We start from the raw sequence: 18,943 nt of genomic DNA on the forward strand, positions 1-18,943 counted from the left end.
AGAGGGAGATGCTAAGATAGCAGGAAGTTTTTGCTTTGAGTCCAGAGTCAATGGTTGCTGCTCCCCCAACGTCCTTCAGTACCGATGCCTTTGACCAAGTGGTGATGACCACCTATGGTCGTTTTCCCATTGCGCTGCTGCGCGGTGAAGGCTGCCGCGTTTGGGATGATCAAGGCCGCAGCTATCTGGACTTTGTGGCGGGGATTGCCACCTGTACCTTGGGTCATGCCCATCCGGCCTTGGTGGAGACGGTCAGTCGGCAAATGCAAACCCTGCACCATGTTTCCAATCTCTATTACATTCCTCAACAGGGGGCGCTAGCGCAGTGGCTTGTGGATCACTCCTGTGGCGATCGCGTGTTTTTCTGCAATTCCGGTGCCGAAGCCAACGAAGCGGCCATTAAACTGGCGCGCAAATATGCCCATACGGTTCGCCACATTGCCAACCCGATCATCATTACGGCGCAGGCTAGCTTCCACGGACGCACCCTCGCCACGATTACTGCTACGGGTCAACCAAAATACCAACAACACTTTGACCCCCTGGTGCCCGGCTTCGCCTATGTTCCCTACAACGATTTTGCGGCATTGCAGACTCTTGTTGAGCAACTAGATCAGTCCCAGCCCCAAGTGGCCGCTATTCTGTTGGAACCGTTACAGGGAGAAGGGGGAGTCCGTCCTGGCGATCGCCCCTACTTTGAGCAGGTACGCCAACTCTGTACCGAAAAAGGCATTCTCCTGATTTTTGATGAAGTGCAAGCGGGCATGGGGCGCACGGGTTCCCTGTGGGGCTATGAAACCCTCGGTGTTGAACCCGATATTTTCACCTTGGCCAAAGGCCTAGCGGGGGGAGTTCCCATTGGTGCCATGATTGCCAAGGAGTTTTGTGCTGTCTTTCAGCCGGGGGATCATGCCAGTACCTTTGGCGGTAACCCCTTGGCCACGGCAGCAGCGCTCACGGTTTGTGAAACCCTTGAAAAAGAGAATCTCCTCGAAAATGTGCGCGATCGCGGGCAGCAACTGCGGACAGGACTACGCGAACTAGCAGCAACCTATCCCCAGCTCATTGCTGAGGTGCGCGGCTGGGGACTGATCAACGGTCTGGAACTGCAACCCGACACCCCCCTCACCGCTGCTGAAGTCGTCAAAGCTGCCCTTGCTGAGGGGCTATTGCTGGTGCCCGCGGGGCCGCAGGTGGTGCGCTTTGTCCCTCCTCTCATTGTCAGTGCTGCCGAGATTGATATGGCCTTAGGGGCAGTGAGCCGAGCCTTTGCCCACTTAGCAGCCTAAAGCACATCCTTGCGTTTTTGAAAAACCCCCACTAGTCCCAGCATGAGGGCAATAATGCCCCCTAAGCGCAGGTTATTGACGGTGACATTGGCGTTGAACGTGTGCCCCTGAAGACTCCAAAAGCGATCAATAAGAGCTTCACCGCTGGCGATCGCCCGCCCCCGCTGCTCTTTCCAGAGGGCAAATTGGTCTTGCCAGCGCTCCATGGCCGCCTGATAGTCTTTGACCCGTTGATTGTATTCCTCGACGCGATCGCGATAGGCCTGATCAAACTCTAAGACCGAATTGGGCAGTGGCGGTGGATCACCCGGTTCCGGAGGTTGTGGGGGTTCGGGTTCATCTACAGCGGGGTGGTACTCCTTGCGCACGCCGGGAAAGCGGCAACGTTGAAAGAGGTTATCATCAAAACACGGACATTGCTCTAGGGCTTCAGGACTGAGTTTCTCCCGTTCAGATTTGGATTGCTGCCAGCAGGCATCCCGCGCCACATCCTGACCAAAGCCGAACAGGGACACCACATTGGCATAACTCCAGCGGGTCAGGGTGACATCGCTGATCAAATTGCCCACGCCCCCTAGATCCTTCAGAGGAATAATTGCTCCAGCAAAGGTAATCTGGGGTACCAAAAAGAGAATCGTTAACAAGGGAGCCACGGTTTGCGTCGGCGAGAGGGCAGAGACCAATAACCCCATCACCATGCCACCAAAGGTGGCCAGAAACAGCGTTAGATACAAGCCAGCGATCGCCCCAATACCGAGGCTCAGATCGATCGCCAAAAACTTCACCGCCAAAAAAACCGCTGCTTGGTACAGTGCCAGCACCACTGCTGGGCCAAGCTTGGAGAAAATATAGGGCCACAGCCCCAACCCCACCATCCGCTCCCGGCGATAGATCTCCAGTTCCTTAACAATTTCCCGCATTGTCGCTAGGCTGCCCACCATCACCGCAATCAGCACAGTAACAAAGGCCATCGTAAATGCCTGCCCCGCATCCCCCTGATCCGGATCGAGAATCGTTGGCTTCCAGAGGACAAAATCCAAGGCTCCCAAAATCGGCGCGAGGGAGAGCATGAGAATGAGTGCCGCCCGATCCTGTCGCAAAATGGCCAAGTTTCGCTGGGTGAGAATCCACCACTGCCGCCACGGTGCCACTTGGGGAATCGTTGCTTTTTGGCGTTGGGGTTGGACTTGTCGGGTTGCCCCCGTATCCACGTTGAGGGGACGCTGCCGCTCCACCACATAGGTTTGATACAGATGAGACTGGCGATAGCGCTGCTGCCATACGGCTGGATTAGGTTCGCTCTCAATCTTGAGGTAAATTTCATCAAAATCTTGGACATCAAAATAGTTGAGGGCTTGATCCGGTGGCCCAAAATAGGCAAGGTGGCCGCCCCGTGCTAAAAACACCACCAAATCGCAGAGCATCACATTTTTAGTGGCATGGGTAATCAGTAAAATTGTTCGCCCCTGATCTGCCAACTGCCGCAACAGCCGCATCATCTGGGTTTCCGTGCCCGGATCCAAGCCAGAAGTGGCCTCATCCAAGAAAAATAAACTGGGGCGGGTGAGCAATTCCACACCAATCGACACTCGTTTGCGCTGACCGCCACTCAGTTGTTTCACCAGTACATTGCGGCGAGATGTTAACTCCAATTCCGCAAGGACGCGGTTCACCTGTTCCTGTCGCTCTTGATCGCTAAAATCAGCAGGTAAGCGCAGTCGTGCCGCATAGTCCAAGGCCTGAGCCACCGTTAGCTCACTGTGGATAATGTCATCCTGAGGCACATAGCCAATCTGGGTGCGATAGGTGCCAAAGTAGCGGTACAGATCATAGCCGTTGACGAGTACCGTACCCGCCGTAGCAGGACGAAAGCCGTTGAGGGCATCGAGGAGTGTTGATTTACCGGCACCACTGCCGCCAACAATCGCGACAAACTCGCGGGGCAAAATTGAAAGGGAAATATCTTGCAGCAGCTTTGCCCCCTTGGCGGTGGTTTTGCTGAGGTGGATGGCATCGAGGCGCAGATTGCCACTGTCGTTGTGGGGAACAATGGTTTCATCGGGGGTAAACAGCGAGCTATAGGGGCCAATGCGCACCAAGGCCCCCGTGGGTAAAGGCATAGGTTTGCGGGGTTCAAGGCGCTGGTTATTGATGAAGGTGCCGTTGGCAGAGTCGAGATCGACAATGTACCACTGTCCTTCCTGAAGGTAGAGGCGGGCATGAAATCGCGAGACGACCGGATGATCCAGCACCATATCGTTACTGGGGTCACGGCCAATCCGAATCTGCTGGCGATCGCGCAGTTGGAGGGGGCGCGTTTGCTCCACAACCTCCGTGGCGGGCATCAACAAGTAGGTCAGCCGCAGGAATTCCCCCACATGGATCACATCCCCCGGTGCCAAGGCATGTTCGCTAATCGTTTTTCCGCGCCAGTGGAGACCATTTTTGCTGCCCAAGTCAATAATTTTGTAATGCTCTCCCGATCGCACCAGCTTGGCATGGTGAAAGGACACAAAGGGATGGTCAATGGTGATGTCCGCCTTCGGATCCCGACCGAGAACCAGTTCCTCCTTCAGCAGCGGAAACTCCTGCAACCACTGGGGCGTCGCCACCTGCAAGATCGGCGTACTGGCAGCCCCCATCACCACCGTGCCCGGCAGTTCCGTTGTTGCTATGCCATCTGGATCAAAAATGGCTTCAAACTCACCGATTTGTAGGCGATCGCCCGCCTTCAGCGCCACAGGGGTGCGTGGCCGCAGCTTCGTACCATTCAAAAAAGTGCCGCTGGCGCTCCCGAGATCCGCCACTTGATAACCCGTCTCCGTGGGAATAATCAAGGCATGGTGGCGGGAAATCCCCTCACCGACGAGAATCACTTGGCTTTGGGGGTCGGTACCGATAAGCAGGCGATCGCGCCCCAGTTGAATTTGCTGTCGTGAACCATCAGCCGCTAAAAGGTTGAGAATGGGCACTGCCATACCGCTTGTTTAGAAACCCCACTTCATTTTGTCACTAGAGCCAGAGTAAGAATTTTCTATTACAGGAACAAGAAAAAACCCTAAAGTATTAGTCGTTACGAAATCATTGGGATTAAATTTGCTAAATTAGCATCCAATTCATCCAGACATTGCCACTCTGTTGCACCTTCTCCCAGACATGTAGAAGAAATCTCTTTTTCCTGTACTCCGCCGTTGTTGTGGGGATGTATTGATGTTGATGCACGTTGAAATTATTGAAAGTAACCCCCACCTGCGTTCCCTCCTTGGCTGGCACCTACAGCAAGTGGGGCACATCGTTCATCTTGCCAGTGGTTGTCAACAGGGGCAGGAAGTATTTCAACTGCGACATCCCGATTTGGTTGTTCTCGATCTGGACTTGAATGAGGGCAATGGTTTGGAATTATGCCGCTGGCTTCACTACCAAAACACTGTTTTGATTTTAGTTCTTTCTGGCCATGAGGATGAAGCGGATGTGGTGACGGCGCTGCGGGCGGGTGCCGATGATTACTTGGCCAAACCCTTTGGGATGCAGGAATTTCTTGCCCGAGTCGAGGCCTTGGCACGGCGAGCACGCCCCTGTTTACCCAGTGTCCTGAACTTGGGTGAGTTACAAGTCGATTTAGTGCAGCGGCGAGTGGTGGTACGCAATGTGCCAGTGGATTTGACACCGCAGGAATTTAGCCTACTCTATGTTCTGACGCAAATGGGGGGCACACCTTTGAGTCGTCAGGAATTGCTGCGGCGAGCTTGGCCAGAGAGCATTGACAACCCTCGCACCGTGGATACGCATATCTTATCTTTGCGTAAGAAAATCGAAGTGGATCCGCAGCAGCCGCGCCTAATTCAAACCGTGCGCAATGTCGGTTATCGACTGCACCTTGAGCCATTGAATGGGCGCTACCAGCAGAATGGCAATAAACCCCATTCCCGTCCCCCGCGATCGCCCCGCCACGTATTGGTTTAGACTTTGTCCAGTCTTCCTAAAATATTCTCTCTCAAATGAGCGATCCCTTTGCGTGGCTAGAACCTGCCCTAGATGCCCTGCACCGTGCCCATTGGTATCGCCAACCCCTTCTCAGTAGCGCACCGGGGGCAGTGGTGAGTGTTGGCGAGCCGCCCCGCCCATTGATTAACTTTTGCAGCAATGACTATCTGGGTCTGGCCAACCATCCGCAGGTGAAAGCAGCCGCCATTAAGGCGATTGACGAATGGGGTACTGGGGCGACCGGGTCTCGCCTTCTGAGTGGTCAACGTTGTCTTCATGAACAACTAGAGCGGGCGATCGCCCAGTGGAAAGGCACAGAGGCTGCCTTAGTCTTTAGTTCGGGTACTGCCGCCAATCTCGGTACCATTGCTGCCCTTGTGGATCAGCGGGACTTGGTGCTTGGGGATGCCTACAACCATGCTTGTCTCAAAAAAGGTGCCCGTCTCAGTCATGCGACGTTCTATGAATACCCCCACAACGCTGTCGCTGCCCTTGTCCAACTCCTAGAAACCCATCGCTGCCAATACCGCCGTTGTCTGATCCTCACGGATGGTGTCTTCAGTATGGATGGGGATGTCGCCCCCCTAGAGGAGATATTGGCGCTAGCCGAGACCTACACAGCCATGGTGCTAGTGGACGATGCCCACGGCACAGGGGTCTTGGGAACCAATGGTGCCGGTACCTTAGTCGCCTTGGGGCAATCGAGTCCGACCGTCATTCAAATGGGTACCCTCAGCAAAGCCCTTGGCAGTTTAGGGGGATACATTGCTGGCTCCCAAGCTCTGATCTCCTATCTGCAACACCGTGCCAGCACATGGATCTATAGCACTGGACTTTCACCAGCGGACACTGCTGCTGCCCTTGCTGCCCTTGAGCAACTACAAACAGAGCCTTCCCTACGCCAAGCCCTTGAGGAGCGCATTCAACAACTCGAAGAAGGACTGCAAGAATTGGGTTGCCCCGTTTTGCCCCGTCCGCTACCGACCCCCATCTTTTGCTTGCCTGCTCCCGATCCAGCCACTGTTCTCCAATGGGGTCAGAAATTACAAGAGGCTGGATGTTGGGTGGCGGCGGTACGGCCACCGACCGTGCCCTTTAGTCGGCTGCGCATCACCCTAAGAGCCGATCACACCCCTGAGCACATTGCGCAATTGCTGGCAGCATTGGCTGAGTTGTTAAAGTGCTGTTAAGAAGGGCTGACGGTCTCGGTGTATTTCGCCTAGGCTGGAGATAGTTCTGTGAAATCGGCAAACTGCGCCAAGGAGTGAGCGATGAGGATTTGGGTAAGCGAGCAAATTGATCCCTCTGGCCTGCTTTATGCCTGTATTGCCTGTCGTGATGAAGCTCAGGCGAGGGAGTGTGTGCAGTCTTTTGAGAAAAACTTAACAACAGAACAAAAAGCCGCCGGTTGGCAAGTGCGTCTGCGTACGGTGGCCTCTTGGGATGAGGTTCCCAGTACTGCCCTCAAGCTCTGCTAATCTTTTGGCTCAGCCCTGCATAAGAATCTCAGTGGAGCGATTAAGCCAGTGGGGACGTTGCCCTCTCTGCACCTTTGCTATCATGGGTGCGATGTGCTCATCATTGCTTTTCCTTTGGAGGATGCCGCAGAATGGAGTTTGAAGCCCTGTTACTTGGTTTAGAACCACTTACCGTGCTTGCCCTTGGGGTGGGTGCTGTTGCTGTTGCCCCCGTTGTGGGTGCCGTTGACTCAATGACTGGTCACAACTTGGCAGAGCAAGCTCGCAATGCGGCAAAATCAGGCTTGATGTGGGCGTTTGAAGCCTATGAAAAGGCACAGACGGCTGTCGCTGAAGCCAGTGAGTCTTTCCAAGACTTGGTTGCCGAAGCCCGCTCAGAAATGATGGAGCAAAAAGCAGCAAAGGCCGCCGCGCCTGAGGAACCCCGCCAAGTGACGATTAGCTAAGTTTTACTTTTAGTGCCTAATTGAAATGCCTTTGGGGTAGTTCTGCTGCCCCATCTTTATTTTAATGAGCGACCAGCGGGCGGGAAATAGATCACGGGAAAGACGCAACGACGAATGATCTCCCCGGCAAAGCTAGGGATTGATAATTCCCAAATTTTACCGACGGAACCAGAGGAAACGGCAATCCCATAGATGTCGCGATCGTGGGCTGCCAATTGTGCTTCGACCACCGGACTACCAAAGCGAATCTCGGTTTCAATGCTCAGGCCATAGCCAGTGAATTCTTGCTTTAGCTCGGCAAGAATTTTTTCAGCCTTCGGACGTTGCTCGCCAACTCCCAGTTCCCCTTTGCCGGCATCGCTGATAATCCAGCAGAAGGTCAGTGCAGCAATGCTCGTTTGATCGCGCTTTTGCACGCCTTCCCGCAGTTTTTGAACAAGGTGTTGGGCAGAGGGGCTGTGGTCGTAGGGCACTAGTAGGTGGCGAAAGAGATTTTGACAGCGGAGATTCAGTTCTGCGGTTGTCATCACCCACAACAGTTGCGGGCGCATAATCATCACTGGCACTTTAATCCGTTGCAGCACCTCAATGGTTGTACTGCCGAAGAGCTTCTCGTCCAAGAGATTGCGAATGGGACGGCTGGCCAGCACCAAGTCAATTTGATGTTTTTCAACGGTGTCCAGAATGGCATCGGCGGGGCGGCGGTTTTCGATGATCACTTCTGCTTTAAGATCCGCTGGAACTTTTGCGGCGTCGATTTTGAGTAATTCGCGTGCCTGTTGCAGCTTTTTTTCCCGCAGCCGAGGCTTATCGCCATCCTCGTCAATGGGGCGGGCATGGAAGAAGATCAACCTGCGAGCACCCGCTGTTTGCAGTGCCTCAAGGTAGTGGGTCAGTTTGGGGAGACCATCATGGAGATCGGTTGGAATCAATATGTTCTTGAACATGCCAGTGCTCCCCAATGCCAAACTCTAATTGCAGATTACCTTAGAAGGGGGAGGCGCGCTACTCAGTTCTTTTCTCTTTTTAAGGAATAAAATAATTACCCCCTCGCAAGCCGCAGGGGTCTCTGCTAGCAAATGGCAAGGGCACTGCCAAAGTCTTGGGGGCAGTTGCGCGACCCTATACAGACAACTGATAGAGAAGAAAACGGTTGCTTAGGGGCAACTTTTCGGAAAACCCCATCGTCAACTTCAACAGGAGTCACTAAAATAGGGATGGGTACAGAGTCATCATTAAATTCAATAATGTATCCATTACTACTAAATCCCTGTGAAACAAGGAGATTGTCTATCGTGATGCGATTTTCATTGAGATTTTTCTGGGATTTCGCCCCTTGCTAAGAGCTGTTAAATCAGAATCGCAACGACTTTTTTCCCATCGAATGCAGCGACACATTTCCCCTTCTCAAGAAAGGGTTTTAAGTAACTGAAATTGCCTTCTTAAACAGTTGAGGAAGGGGAGCTTTCGCTGCCAACTTCAATGATTGAGTTGAGGTGTTGAGTTGATGACAATTTTGACGTTGGGGCAACGCATGCTCCGCACAATTTTGTGGCCTGTCCGGCAGTGGCTAGAGCATCTAGAAGTGCACGATCGCCAGCTAGCGCATCGTCTATGCCGCTTGATCCCCGCCCAGTGTCCCTTTGAACGCGATATTGTGGTTGCAAAATGGCATATTCACATTCCGCCTTTGTGCCACCTCAATCCCCTTTACGAGGAGCTCATGCTGTTGCGCTACCGTGCCCTCTGCTACTTGGCAGATGAGTGCCATGAAGATATTAGTGCCTACTGTTAGCACCTAGGGGGTGTGCTGGTGTGGCGATCGCTAGCCTCCTTCCTATTTCAGCAACCCTGTCCCTGTTGTGGTCGAGCCAGTCCCCAAACGATCTGTAGGGATTGTGAACGGCGGCTGAGGTCATGGGAAGTGCGCCAACGCCAACGCTACTGGCGGGGCAGTCTCCCCCTTTTTCCCTGGGGGTATTATCAGCAAGACCTCAAGCGGGCGATCGCCACCATGAAATACAACAATCACCCCGAACTAGGTACCCTCTTTGGCCAATGGTTAGCCCTGAGTTGGTTGGAAGCGAAGATCGCCCAACGCCTCCCGTTGCAGATTGTGCCTATTCCCCTCCATCGCCATAAATTGCAGAGCCGCGGCTTTAATCAAGCAGCGCTCATTGCTGAGGGGTTTTGCCGTGCCCTTGAGCTACCCCTTGCCCCAGTGGGACTAATCCGCCAAAGAGCAACCCAGTCCATGTTTCAGCTTTCACTCACAGAACGCCAAGCCAATCTTGAGAATGCCTTTCGCCTAGGGCAGGGGCTGCAGCGACGGCGCTGGCTCCTTTTGTGCGATGACATTTATACCACGGGGACAACGGCACGAACTGCAGCCGCAGTATTACGGGGGGCTGGCTACAAGGTCTTGGGGATCATCACCGTGGCCGTGGCGCTGCCGGATCAACTGGTCGATGCCACCGTGAAGGCAACCAACATCAAGGCTTCTGTCCACTCAACAACCGCACCATAGGTATCCCCCGTGTGACCGCCCAACTGCCACTGAAACCATGCCGGGATCAAGGGGATGAGGAGCAAACCAAAAAGCAATTGTCCGAAGGGAAGCGGTAGCAGGAAGCTGAGTAATAGCACCAGTAAACCACTCGGCCAAAAATCGCGGGGAAAGGTACAACTGGCTTTATGGATCTGACCCGTGCCTTGGGGTTTCAAATAGGGATAGCGGGCGATCGCCCACACCTGAGCAAGGCGCCCGATCACCAATACCCACACCAAGACCTGACCCCTCTCTAAACTGCTCAAGGCCGCTACTTTTAAGAGCAAAATGACGAGTCCTGCCATGACGCCAAAGGCACCCGTGCGGCTGTCCGCCATCACCTCAAGGCGCCGTTGTTGATCCCTGACGGCTAAACCATCGGCCGTGTCCATGGCACCATCCAAGTGCAATCCCCCAGTTAATCCTAGCCAAAGTGCCACAACCAAGACACTGGCCACGAGGGGGGGAACGTGCAAAAATGCCAGCAACTGGTGGGTTCCCCAAAGGAGTACGGCCAGCAATAGCCCGACCCAAGGACACCACTTGGCAGCTCCCGCCAATTGCATGGGGCAGTTAGGGGGAATGGGCAAACAGGTATAGAAGGCGATCGCCCCCAACCATTCCATCCAAAGGGTCTTCATGAACGGGTTTGAATTTGCGCCACTGTCCGCTGCTGGGGTTGCAGGGATTGAGCCACCCGCTGAATGTCCGCAGGGGTAATGTCATTAATGGCCTCTAAACGGGCAAAGAGTTGCTGCCAGCCGCCGCCTTTTACAGCATACTCCGCCAAGAGTTTGGCCATCCCCTCATTCGACATTAGGTTTTGCAGCAGTTCCATCCGCAGTTGCGCTTTTACCCGATCCAGCTCTGCCGCCGTCACGGGTGTTGTTTGCAGTGCCTTGAGTTCTTGGGCAATACCTGCCGCAAGGGCAGCCGTCGTTTGACCCGGTGCTGGTGCCCCGTAGATGAGAAAGCGATTGGGGTATTTATTACCGGGAAACCCCACGTAGGCTTGCACGTTGAGGGCTAATTTTTGCTCTAGGACAAGGGAACGGTAGAGACGGGAGGTGCGACCGCCACTGAGGAGACGTGTCAAAATTTCATAGGTGAGGTACGCGGGATCCCTCAAAGGTGGACAGGGATAGGCTTCAATATAGAGGGGTTGACTGGCCAATTCGAGGGTAATCTGCCGAGGTTCCGTTTGCGGCGGTTCGGGGGGAATGGCTGTGGTTTTGCCCGTGCCCTTGGGATAGCGACTAAAATAAACCTTGGCCAATTCCTTCACCTTCTGGGGATCAACATCTCCGACAAGCACCATGGTCATTTTGTCAGGTGTGTAATACTGGCGAAAAAACCGTTCCACATCGGCGCGGCGCAGGTTTTGAATATCCTCACGGTAGCCAATGACGGGTCGGCGGTAGGGATGCTGACGAAAGCTGGTGGCCAAAAAGGCCTCAAAGAGTTGGCCAGTGGGGGAATTTTCAGTGCGTAGCCGCCGCTCCTCAAGGATGACTTCCTTTTCTTGATAGAAGTCGCGAAAGACGGGTTCCAAAAAGCGTTCCGACTCTAGGGACATCCACAGTTCCAATTTGTTGGCGGGAAAACTGTAGAAGTAACGGGTGGCATCGGCAGATGTGGTTGCATTGAGACCCACGCCCCCGGCCTGCTGGACAATTTGGCCATATTGATTGCGAATCACATAGCGATCGGCAGCCTGCTGCACAGCGGCAAATTCTGTAATCAATGCCTGACGTTGCCGCTCATCCGTCGTGGCTTGCAGTTGCTCAAAGAGGCGATCCAGTTGGGCAAGTTTTTCTTTTTCAGCGGCATAATCCGTCGTCCCAATGCGGCGGGTGCCCTTAAAGGCCAAGTGTTCCAGATAGTGCGCCACACCGGTCTGGCCTTCCGGTTCATCAACGCCCCCCACATCCACGTAGGTGAGAAATGACACTATCGGGGCTTGGTGTTGCTCCATGACAATGAAGTGCATCCCATTGTCAAGATAGAATTCACTGATTTGATCCATGGCACGGTCAATGTAGGGGCGAATCGTTTGGGCGTTGGCCGGCAAGGAGAGGGCGATCGCCCCCAAAACAAGGCAGAGGAGAATTTGCCAGAAATAAACTTGCCAGTGGCGTTGCTGCCGCATCAACAAACCTAGTTGGCCTCCAGCCAGTTGGCCGCCGCGTAAATGTCCACCGCAAGGGGCACACTCAGGGGTACTGCTGTACTCATGACTTCGGGAATTGTAGTTTGCAGTTGTTCCCACGCTTCAGGGGTCATCTCCAACACCAATTCATCGTGGACTTGGAGCAGCAGGCGGACTTCTTCAGGGGAAAGTAGGGGAGCCAGTTTCACCATCGCACACTTAATAATATCGGCACTGGAACCTTGAATCGGGGCATTGGCTGCCGCCCGCAATAGTCCCCGCTCGTAATTGCTCATTTTTAGTTTACTGGGATCGACATCGGCTAGCGCCTCTAAAGGCTTGCGCCGCAGGGCTTGCAGTTCAGAACTCTGAAATTCAAAATAGCGCCGCCGTCCCAAAATGGTTTCCACATAGCCTTGGCTGAGGGCAAGCCGTTCCATTTGCCGCAAATAGTCAAAGACGCGTGGATAGCGATCGTAAAACCGCTGAATAAAAACCTTAGCATCGGCCACACTCACCCCGGCTTCACGGGCAAACCGCTGTGCTCCCATCCCGTAAATGACGCCAAAGTTAATAATTTTGCCCAAGCGTCGCTCGCTGGAACTAATGTCGGTTTTTTCTAGGAGAAACTGAGCTGTGAGATGATGGACATCCTCCCCTTTTTGGTAGGCCTCTAGCAGGGCCGGCTCTTGACTCAGATGAGCAAGGATGCGCAACTCAATTTGGGAATAGTCCGCTGCCACCAGCAACCAGCCCGGCTCGGGAATAAAGGCGCGGCGAATTTGCCGACTAAACTCGGTGCGAATGGGGATATTTTGCAGATTGGGATTAGAGGAGGAAAGGCGCCCCGTAGCGGTCACCGCTTGGTTGAATTCCGTATGTACACGGCCTGTGTCCGGACGCACCAAGGTTGGCAACACATCCACATAGGTGGATTTGAGCTTGGCGAGGGTGCGATGGTTCAAAATGAGTTCAATCACAGGATGATCTCCCCGCAGTTTTTCGAGGGTTGCGGCATCGGTGGAGTAGCCCAGTTTTGTTTTATGGGTCTTTTTCGTATCTAACCCCAAAATGCCAAAGAGCAGTTCACTCAGTTGCTTGGGGGAGGCCAAGTTAAAGGGTTGTCCCACGGCATCCCATGCTTGTTGTTGCAGTGCTGCCAGTTGCTGTTCGAGTTCTTGGGAGAGTTGCCGCAAATAGTCACTGTCAATGCGAATCCCCGTGGCTTCCATTTCCGCCAGAATGGGTTCGAGGGGCAATTCCACCTCTAGGAGGAGTTGGCGCAGGCGGGGGGGCAAGTCGGCCTCTAGTTTGTCCTTGAGAAGATAGGTGGTATAGACATCGAGGCCACAGTATTGCGCTACCACCGCAGGGGGGAGATCCGCAAGGGTTTGATCTTTGCCCACCAGACTACGGTAGGTTTGGGCTTGAAGGGGCAGATAGCGTTGACACAGATCCTTGAGGTTGTGACTGGCTTCGGGATTAATCACATAGCTCGCCAGCATCGTGTCAAATACGACACCTTGTAATTGAATCCCCTGAAACCGCAGCACCAAGCGGTCAAACTTGGCATTTTGCAAGACTTTGGGGTAGCGATCGCCCTCAAGAATCGGTCGCAAAGCGGCGAGGGTCTCTGGTAGGGGTAGGTTCTGCCCCTCTTTGTGCCCCAACGGTAGATAGGCCACCTGATCAGGCGCTGCGCCCCAACAGCAGCCCAAGCCCACCAAGGCAGCATCGCGGGGGTTCAAGGCCGTGGTTTCCGTGTCCCAAGCCACGGGATGGTTCGCATCGGTACAGGTTTCTAACTGGGCGATCAGCCATTGCAGTTGCTCTGGCCTCTCAATGAGTTGCACATTCAAGGGGTCAGGGGTATCCGTCGGCGCAAAAAACCATGTTGCATCCGCATCGCTCTCTACATCCGGCAGTGTCCCCCCCAAGCGGAGGTGCCAGTCCTGAAGTTGCATCCGCAGGGCACGAAATTCCAAGTGATCCAATAGCTGATCCAGCGTTAGCCACTCAAAGGGACTCAGATGCAGTTCCTCTAGGGGCAGTTCCAAGGGGACATCGAGGATAATTTGAGCTAGGGTGCGGGAATGGCGGGCATCGGCCTCCCCATTGATCAGCTTCGTTCTTAGGCTAGGGGGCGTAATCTCATTAATGTGGGCGTAGATTTCCTCTAGCGTGGGGTACTGATTGAGTAACTGCACCGCTGTTTTTGGGCCAATCCCCTTAATACCGGGAATGCGATCGCTGGCATCGCCACAGAGGGCTTTATAGTCCACAATTTGCTCGGGCCAAACCCCCATTTTTTCCTTGACCTTGAGGGCATCAAAGACCTCCAGACCCTGCTTGCGTTGGCCAAGGGTATTCCCCAGATACAAGACCTGTACTTGACCTTCGCGATCAATCAATTGAAAGAGGTCGCGATCGCCACTGACAATGGACACCCGCCATCCTTGGGGTCGCAAGCGATGGGCCACCGTACCAATCACATCATCGGCTTCATAGCCCGGCTGACTCAACAGGGGTAGACGCAGTGCCCGCAGCAACGCCTGCAAATTGGCAATATCGGTAATAAAGTCCTCGGGCGTTTCTGCCCGCCCCGCCTTGTAGTTTTCGTCGGCTGTGTGGCGAAATGTCGGCTCCCCCAAGTCAAAAGCAATGGCCACATGATCCGGCTGCTGCTGCTCCAGAATCTCCAGCAGCGTCTTAAGAAAGCCAAAACACACACTAGTGGGAATCCCCGTGGAGGTACGCAACCCCCCCTCTCGCCCCTTACTAAAGGCGTAGTAGGCACGAAAGGCCAAGGAATGACCATCAATGAGTAAGAGATTGGCAGAAGGCATGGGGACAGGAAACGGCGGGGGATAACTTTTCCATTATTCAAAAAATTGGTCTAAAACCCCACCCCTGAAAATGGCAGCGTATCAACGGCTAAAGTCACGGCGTTTTTGGCAGAAGGGCAAAGCCACTAGCATTGCCAAGATGAGAATGCTTTGATCGCGCCAATGGCGTTGCACATCTACGGTAAACATGTAGCCTTGATCTCGTTGGAAGCGGCTGATAATGCCTTGGGCTTCATTGATGGCACGACTGCGTTGGCGGTTCCACTCAGAATATTTTAGTTCCCACTCATCCATGGCTGCCTGATAGGCTTGCAGCCGTTGCAGATAGTCTTGGAGCGCTGCTGGATCATTGGGGGGATCGCCCGGAGACTCTGGCCGCGGCGGTGCGGGTTCATCCACTTCGGGGACATACTTGGCGCGGATACCGGGGAAGTTACAGGTCTTAAAGAGACCGGGACCATAGCACAGACAAAAATCCCGCTGCATCTCCTCGGTCATTTTTTCCCGTTCCTCCTCTGGTTCGCGCCAACAGGGGTCATTGGCAATGTCATCCCCGATGCCTGTGAGCTTGACCATCGCCTCAAAGGGCCACTTAATGACCGTCAGATGGTTAATAATCTGCCCCGGTAACCCGAAGGAAGAAACGGGCTGAATCCCGCCACTAAAGATAATTTGGGGCACTAAAAACATCAGCACCAGCAGCGGCACAATGTTCTGGCTAGGGGCAAAGGCAGAGACTAAAAGACCCATCGCCATACCGCCAAAAATGGCAAGGGCAAGGGTGACGTACATGGCAAAAGTAACCCCCCAATCTCCCGGTAAATCCACCGCCAGCTTTGTCACCGCAAGGTAAGTGGCCGCTTGATAAAGAGCTAGCCCAAGGGCGATCGCCCCCTTGGAGCCAATGTAGGGCAACAGCCGCAGGCCAATCATCCGCTCCCGCCGATAAACCTCCACCTCCTTAACCAATTCCCGCATCGTTGTCATTGCGCCAATCATGACGGCAATCAGACTGGTGACAAAAATCATCGTCAGGGCTTGACCCGCATTCCCCGTTTCCGGATTAAAGAGATCCCGCTGCCAAGAAACAAAACTCAAACTCCCCAAGAGGGGGGCTATTAAGAGGGTCAGCAGCAGGTTACTGCGATCTTGGCCAAGAATTGTGAGATTGCGGCGGGTGAGAATGAGAAATTGTTGCCAAGGGGAGATTTTCGACTTGGGTTCACTGCTGCGACGGGATTTGCCCTTGGTGCGCCGTTGACTTTCATCGGGCATGTGAGCTAGCACCTGCTGTCGCCCGACCACATATTCCTGATAGAGGCGCGATCGCCGGTAGGCTTCCTCTAGTTCTGCCGAAGTGGGGGCATTGGGGTTTTTCTCTTTGTCTAGGGCACGATAGATGCCAGAAAAATCCTCGAGCTTAATGCCACTAAAGCGATCGCCAAAGGTAGCTCGGAAATAGGGCAGCAGTTGATCAGGAGGACCAAAGTAGGCCAGCCGGCCGCCCTCCGCTAGATAGATCACCAGATCACACTCCCGAATATTTTGGGTGGCGTGGGTAATGATCAGAATCGTTCGCCCCTGATCCGCCAACTGCCGCAGCAAAAACATCAGGTCGGCTTCCGTGCCCGGATCTAAGCCAGAGGTGGCCTCATCGAGGAAGAAGAGACTGGGTTGCGTGAGCAATTCGGCACCAATACACACCCGCCGCTGCTGACCGCCACTGAGGCGGGAAATGGGCACATCGCGACGATGGTTCAGTCCCAATTCTGTTAACACCTCGGTCACCCGCTGTTGGCGTTCCGCTGGGGTTGTATCGGGAGGCATGCGTAGTTTTGCCGCGTATTCCAAGGCTTGGGCGATCGTCAGTTCCTCGTGGATGATATTCTTCTGCGGTACATAGCCCAATTGCGCTTGAAAGGCCTGATAGTTGCGGTAGAAATTTGTGCCATTGACCAGTACCGTGCCCGTTGTTGCTGGCCGCAGTCCATTGAGGGCATCGAGGAGCGTTGACTTGCCGCTACCACTAGGCCCCAAGATGGCCACAAACTCCTTGGGCATGATCGATAGCGAAATATCGTGGAGAATTTGCGTTCCCTTGCCCACCACCTTACTGAGGTTGATGGCATCTAGGCGCATGTGACCCGATTCGGCATATTGGGTCAGGGTTTCATCAACATTGAGGACAAGGCGATCGCTACCAATGCGAATACTGTCCCCCACCCGCAGCAGTGTGGGTTCTTCTACCTCGCGGCCATTGACAAACGTGCCATTACTCGACCCCAGATCCGTGAGCAGGAAATCGCCATTGCGGCGCTCAATTTTGGCGTGGTGACGGGACACCGTTGGATGCTCAATCACCAGATCATTGCTTGGATCGCGGCCAATCGTGAACGTGTTGTATCCCACCAGCGAAATCGTCTTCACGGGGACAGTGGATGTCGCATCGGCCTCAGGAATCGCCAGTACTGTTGCTGTGCTCAACTCCGTCGCGGGGCTAAAGACAACGGCATGACGCTCTGTGTCAATGCGATCGGGCAACTCCTGCCCCACATAGGTCAGCGTCACAAATTCCATCAGGGCATAACTCTCCCCGATTCCCAAATGCACATTCATTGCCGGCTGCGGGTCACTGAGATCTACCACCTGCAAATGCTGATCCGCAAAGCGTAATTTCAAGTGGCAGGGCAAAAGTTCAGGGGTATCCACCACCACATCGCAGGCGGGATGGGTGCCTAAAAGCGTCGTTTGCTCCTGTAGCCCCCAGCGTTGCTGCCATGTTTTGGTGCGCACTTCAATCACAGGGACTTCAGTCTCTTTGCTGACCTCAGTGGTACGGGGTTGATAGTCGTGGTAGTGCCAGATGAGGCGAAAGCGCACAGCAGAGTTGCCCAGCGTTATCAAGTCGCCATCTTCAAGGGGAATGGGGGTATTGGGCACAACCGGTTGGCCATTGAGATGGGTGCCCGCTTTACTGCCGAGATCTACGAGGTGAACTTTCCCTTCTTGCCACTCCAAGAAAGCGTGGTAGCGGGAGACGGAAAGATCATTGAGGACAATGTCATTATCGGGGGCACGGCCAATTTTGAGGCCGCTGGCGGGTAGCTGAACCCCCTGCTCACTGACGGATTTGACAAGTTCTAACCATGCTGTTTGAGTCATGACCTTGGGGCAAAGGGGCTTGATGCCGGTCAGTTTACTGGATTCTGGCCGATCTGACAAAAGACGCCCGCCAAAGCTCAACCGGCGCAGAAACCTATCATTATTGCGAGGAGGGCAAAGAAGGCATCGGCAAATAACTCGCCACCTGTGACCATAGAAACTGTGCTTGCTCCCACAGGCGATCGGGACCAATACCAAAAAAGAGTTGCAACAGGAAAACAATCAGGGCAATTTTAATCGCCGTACCGAGAGTGACCTTGAGGACAGTGATCAGCCAGCGGAGCACGAACCAACTGATGGCGATCGCCCCTAAGGTGATCAGGATTTCAGTCACGGTCATCGCCGCACCAAGATATCTTGGCCATGGGTATCCGTGCCGCAGGTCTCCAGCAACTGGTGTTCAACGGCCAAAGCATGCACAAGGGCGGTTGTTTCAGGGGTGGGTTCCCACACATCGGGATTGCTGTAACAGTAGTAGGTTTCCACCCCATCAATCCCCCGCGCCACAGCTGCAGGAATCAATTGTTCAGCAGGCAAACGATAGCGCGCCGGGTGTGCCAAAATCGCCAAGCCTCCTGCTTCATGGAGTGCGGCAATCACCCGTTCTGCCTGTGCCAAGTCCCCTTGGGGGGCAGTGCCCATTGTATAGAGATGCAGGATCGGCGCATAGGGGTCAAAGCCATAGCCCAGAATATGCACCTCAGTACCCAAGAGTTGAGCCGTAATTTCAATGCCCGTGTAAACTTGGGGGCGATCCGTTCCTGGATAGGCTTCTACGTAGGTTCGAGCCTGAAAATAGCCCTCTAGGGCATGGTGATCGGTAATGGCAAATCCCTTGAGGCCATGGATCATTGCCTGTTGCGCCACTTGCTGCGGTGTCAGTTGCCCATCGGAGCAGATGGTATGGAGATGAAAGTTATAGCGATAGGGACAACTGGTTGCCGTCAACATCCGAAAGAGACCACGGAGAGTCTCAGCCTGCGTCACCATCAGTGCAGCAAGGGTCATAGGCATTACCAAATCTTACGCTGTTACCTCTTT

15 protein-coding genes are annotated in these 18,943 nt (G+C 54.1%); 7 read left to right on the top strand and 8 right to left on the bottom strand.

Features of this window, described 5'->3' with window-relative positions; all coding sequences use genetic code 11:
- The first annotated feature begins 50 nt into the window (after positions 1-50).
- Positions 51-1,289 (top strand): aspartate aminotransferase family protein, encoded by a 1,239-nt coding sequence (locus RHK62_RS04150; RefSeq protein ID WP_206201034.1) that lies wholly within the window; start codon positions 51-53, stop codon positions 1,287-1,289.
- On the opposite strand, the gene RHK62_RS04155 is transcribed toward RHK62_RS04150, so the two are convergent.
- A complete protein-coding gene (locus RHK62_RS04155) occupies positions 1,286-4,267 on the bottom strand; it encodes an FHA domain-containing protein (RefSeq protein WP_302678824.1) in 2,982 nt (993 codons plus the stop codon). The two genes, RHK62_RS04150 and RHK62_RS04155, sit on opposite strands and share 4 nt — an antisense overlap.
- Positions 4,268-4,499: 232 nt before the next feature.
- Between RHK62_RS04155 and RHK62_RS04160 the strand changes: the two genes are divergently transcribed.
- The 4 genes from RHK62_RS04160 to RHK62_RS04175 all read left to right on the top strand — a co-directional run bounded on the left by RHK62_RS04160 (position 4,500) and on the right by RHK62_RS04175 (position 7,197).
- Positions 4,500-5,252, top strand: a complete 753-nt coding sequence (locus RHK62_RS04160) for a response regulator transcription factor (protein ID WP_206201036.1) — start codon at positions 4,500-4,502, stop codon at positions 5,250-5,252.
- A gap of 35 nt (positions 5,253-5,287) precedes the next feature.
- A complete protein-coding gene (bioF, locus tag RHK62_RS04165) occupies positions 5,288-6,463 on the top strand; it encodes an 8-amino-7-oxononanoate synthase (RefSeq protein ID WP_206201037.1) in 1,176 nt (391 codons plus the stop codon).
- 81 nt (positions 6,464-6,544) lie between these two features.
- On the top strand, positions 6,545-6,751 hold the full coding sequence (locus tag RHK62_RS04170; protein WP_206201038.1) for a glycogen debranching protein: 207 nt from the start codon (positions 6,545-6,547) through the stop codon (positions 6,749-6,751).
- Between the two features lie 131 nt (positions 6,752-6,882).
- Positions 6,883-7,197: a DUF5132 domain-containing protein gene (locus RHK62_RS04175; protein WP_190278082.1), complete on the top strand. Its 315-nt coding sequence runs from the start codon at positions 6,883-6,885 to the stop codon at positions 7,195-7,197.
- Between the two features lie 56 nt (positions 7,198-7,253).
- Here RHK62_RS04175 and RHK62_RS04180 read toward each other — a convergent pair whose 3' ends face one another.
- Positions 7,254-8,144, bottom strand: coding sequence for a universal stress protein (locus RHK62_RS04180; RefSeq protein ID WP_302678825.1), 891 nt, complete (start codon positions 8,142-8,144; stop codon positions 7,254-7,256).
- Between the two features lie 560 nt (positions 8,145-8,704).
- On the opposite strand from RHK62_RS04180, the gene RHK62_RS04185 reads away from it, so the two are divergent.
- Together RHK62_RS04185 and RHK62_RS04190 are read left to right on the top strand one after the other, a co-directional pair.
- Complete coding sequence (locus RHK62_RS04185) at positions 8,705-8,992, top strand: Mo-dependent nitrogenase C-terminal domain-containing protein (RefSeq protein WP_149820949.1); 288 nt, start codon at positions 8,705-8,707, stop codon at positions 8,990-8,992.
- Positions 8,993-9,010: 18 nt separating this feature from the next.
- Entirely contained in the window at positions 9,011-9,724 is a 714-nt protein-coding gene (locus RHK62_RS04190; RefSeq protein ID WP_310438049.1) for a ComF family protein, read from the top strand.
- Here the strand turns inward: RHK62_RS04190 and cobS are convergent.
- The 6 genes from cobS to RHK62_RS04220 all read right to left on the bottom strand — a co-directional run bounded on the left by cobS (position 9,655) and on the right by RHK62_RS04220 (position 18,910).
- A complete protein-coding gene (gene cobS, locus RHK62_RS04195; RefSeq protein WP_310438050.1) occupies positions 9,655-10,386 on the bottom strand; it encodes an adenosylcobinamide-GDP ribazoletransferase in 732 nt (243 codons plus the stop codon). The genes RHK62_RS04190 and cobS overlap by 70 nt on opposite strands.
- Complete coding sequence (locus tag RHK62_RS04200) at positions 10,383-12,014, bottom strand: pitrilysin family protein (protein ID WP_310453319.1); 1,632 nt, start codon at positions 12,012-12,014, stop codon at positions 10,383-10,385. The genes cobS and RHK62_RS04200 overlap by 4 nt, the downstream gene beginning before the upstream one ends.
- Positions 11,903-14,740, bottom strand: coding sequence for a DNA polymerase I (polA, locus tag RHK62_RS04205; protein ID WP_302678828.1), 2,838 nt, complete (start codon positions 14,738-14,740; stop codon positions 11,903-11,905). The genes RHK62_RS04200 and polA overlap by 112 nt, the downstream gene beginning before the upstream one ends.
- An 81-nt stretch (positions 14,741-14,821) precedes the next feature.
- Complete coding sequence (locus RHK62_RS04210; protein ID WP_310438052.1) at positions 14,822-17,962, bottom strand: FHA domain-containing protein; 3,141 nt, start codon at positions 17,960-17,962, stop codon at positions 14,822-14,824.
- A gap of 40 nt (positions 17,963-18,002) precedes the next feature.
- On the bottom strand, positions 18,003-18,242 hold the full coding sequence (locus RHK62_RS04215) for a hypothetical protein (protein ID WP_206201046.1): 240 nt from the start codon (positions 18,240-18,242) through the stop codon (positions 18,003-18,005).
- On the bottom strand, positions 18,239-18,910 hold the full coding sequence (locus RHK62_RS04220; protein WP_225901640.1) for a PHP domain-containing protein: 672 nt from the start codon (positions 18,908-18,910) through the stop codon (positions 18,239-18,241). The genes RHK62_RS04215 and RHK62_RS04220 overlap by 4 nt, the downstream gene beginning before the upstream one ends.
- Positions 18,911-18,943 lie beyond the last annotated feature (33 nt).

Origin of the sequence: Thermosynechococcus sp. HY213 (assembly GCF_031460975.1) — a bacterium.
In the GTDB taxonomy this organism is placed as follows: domain Bacteria; phylum Cyanobacteriota; class Cyanobacteriia; order Thermosynechococcales; family Thermosynechococcaceae; genus Thermosynechococcus.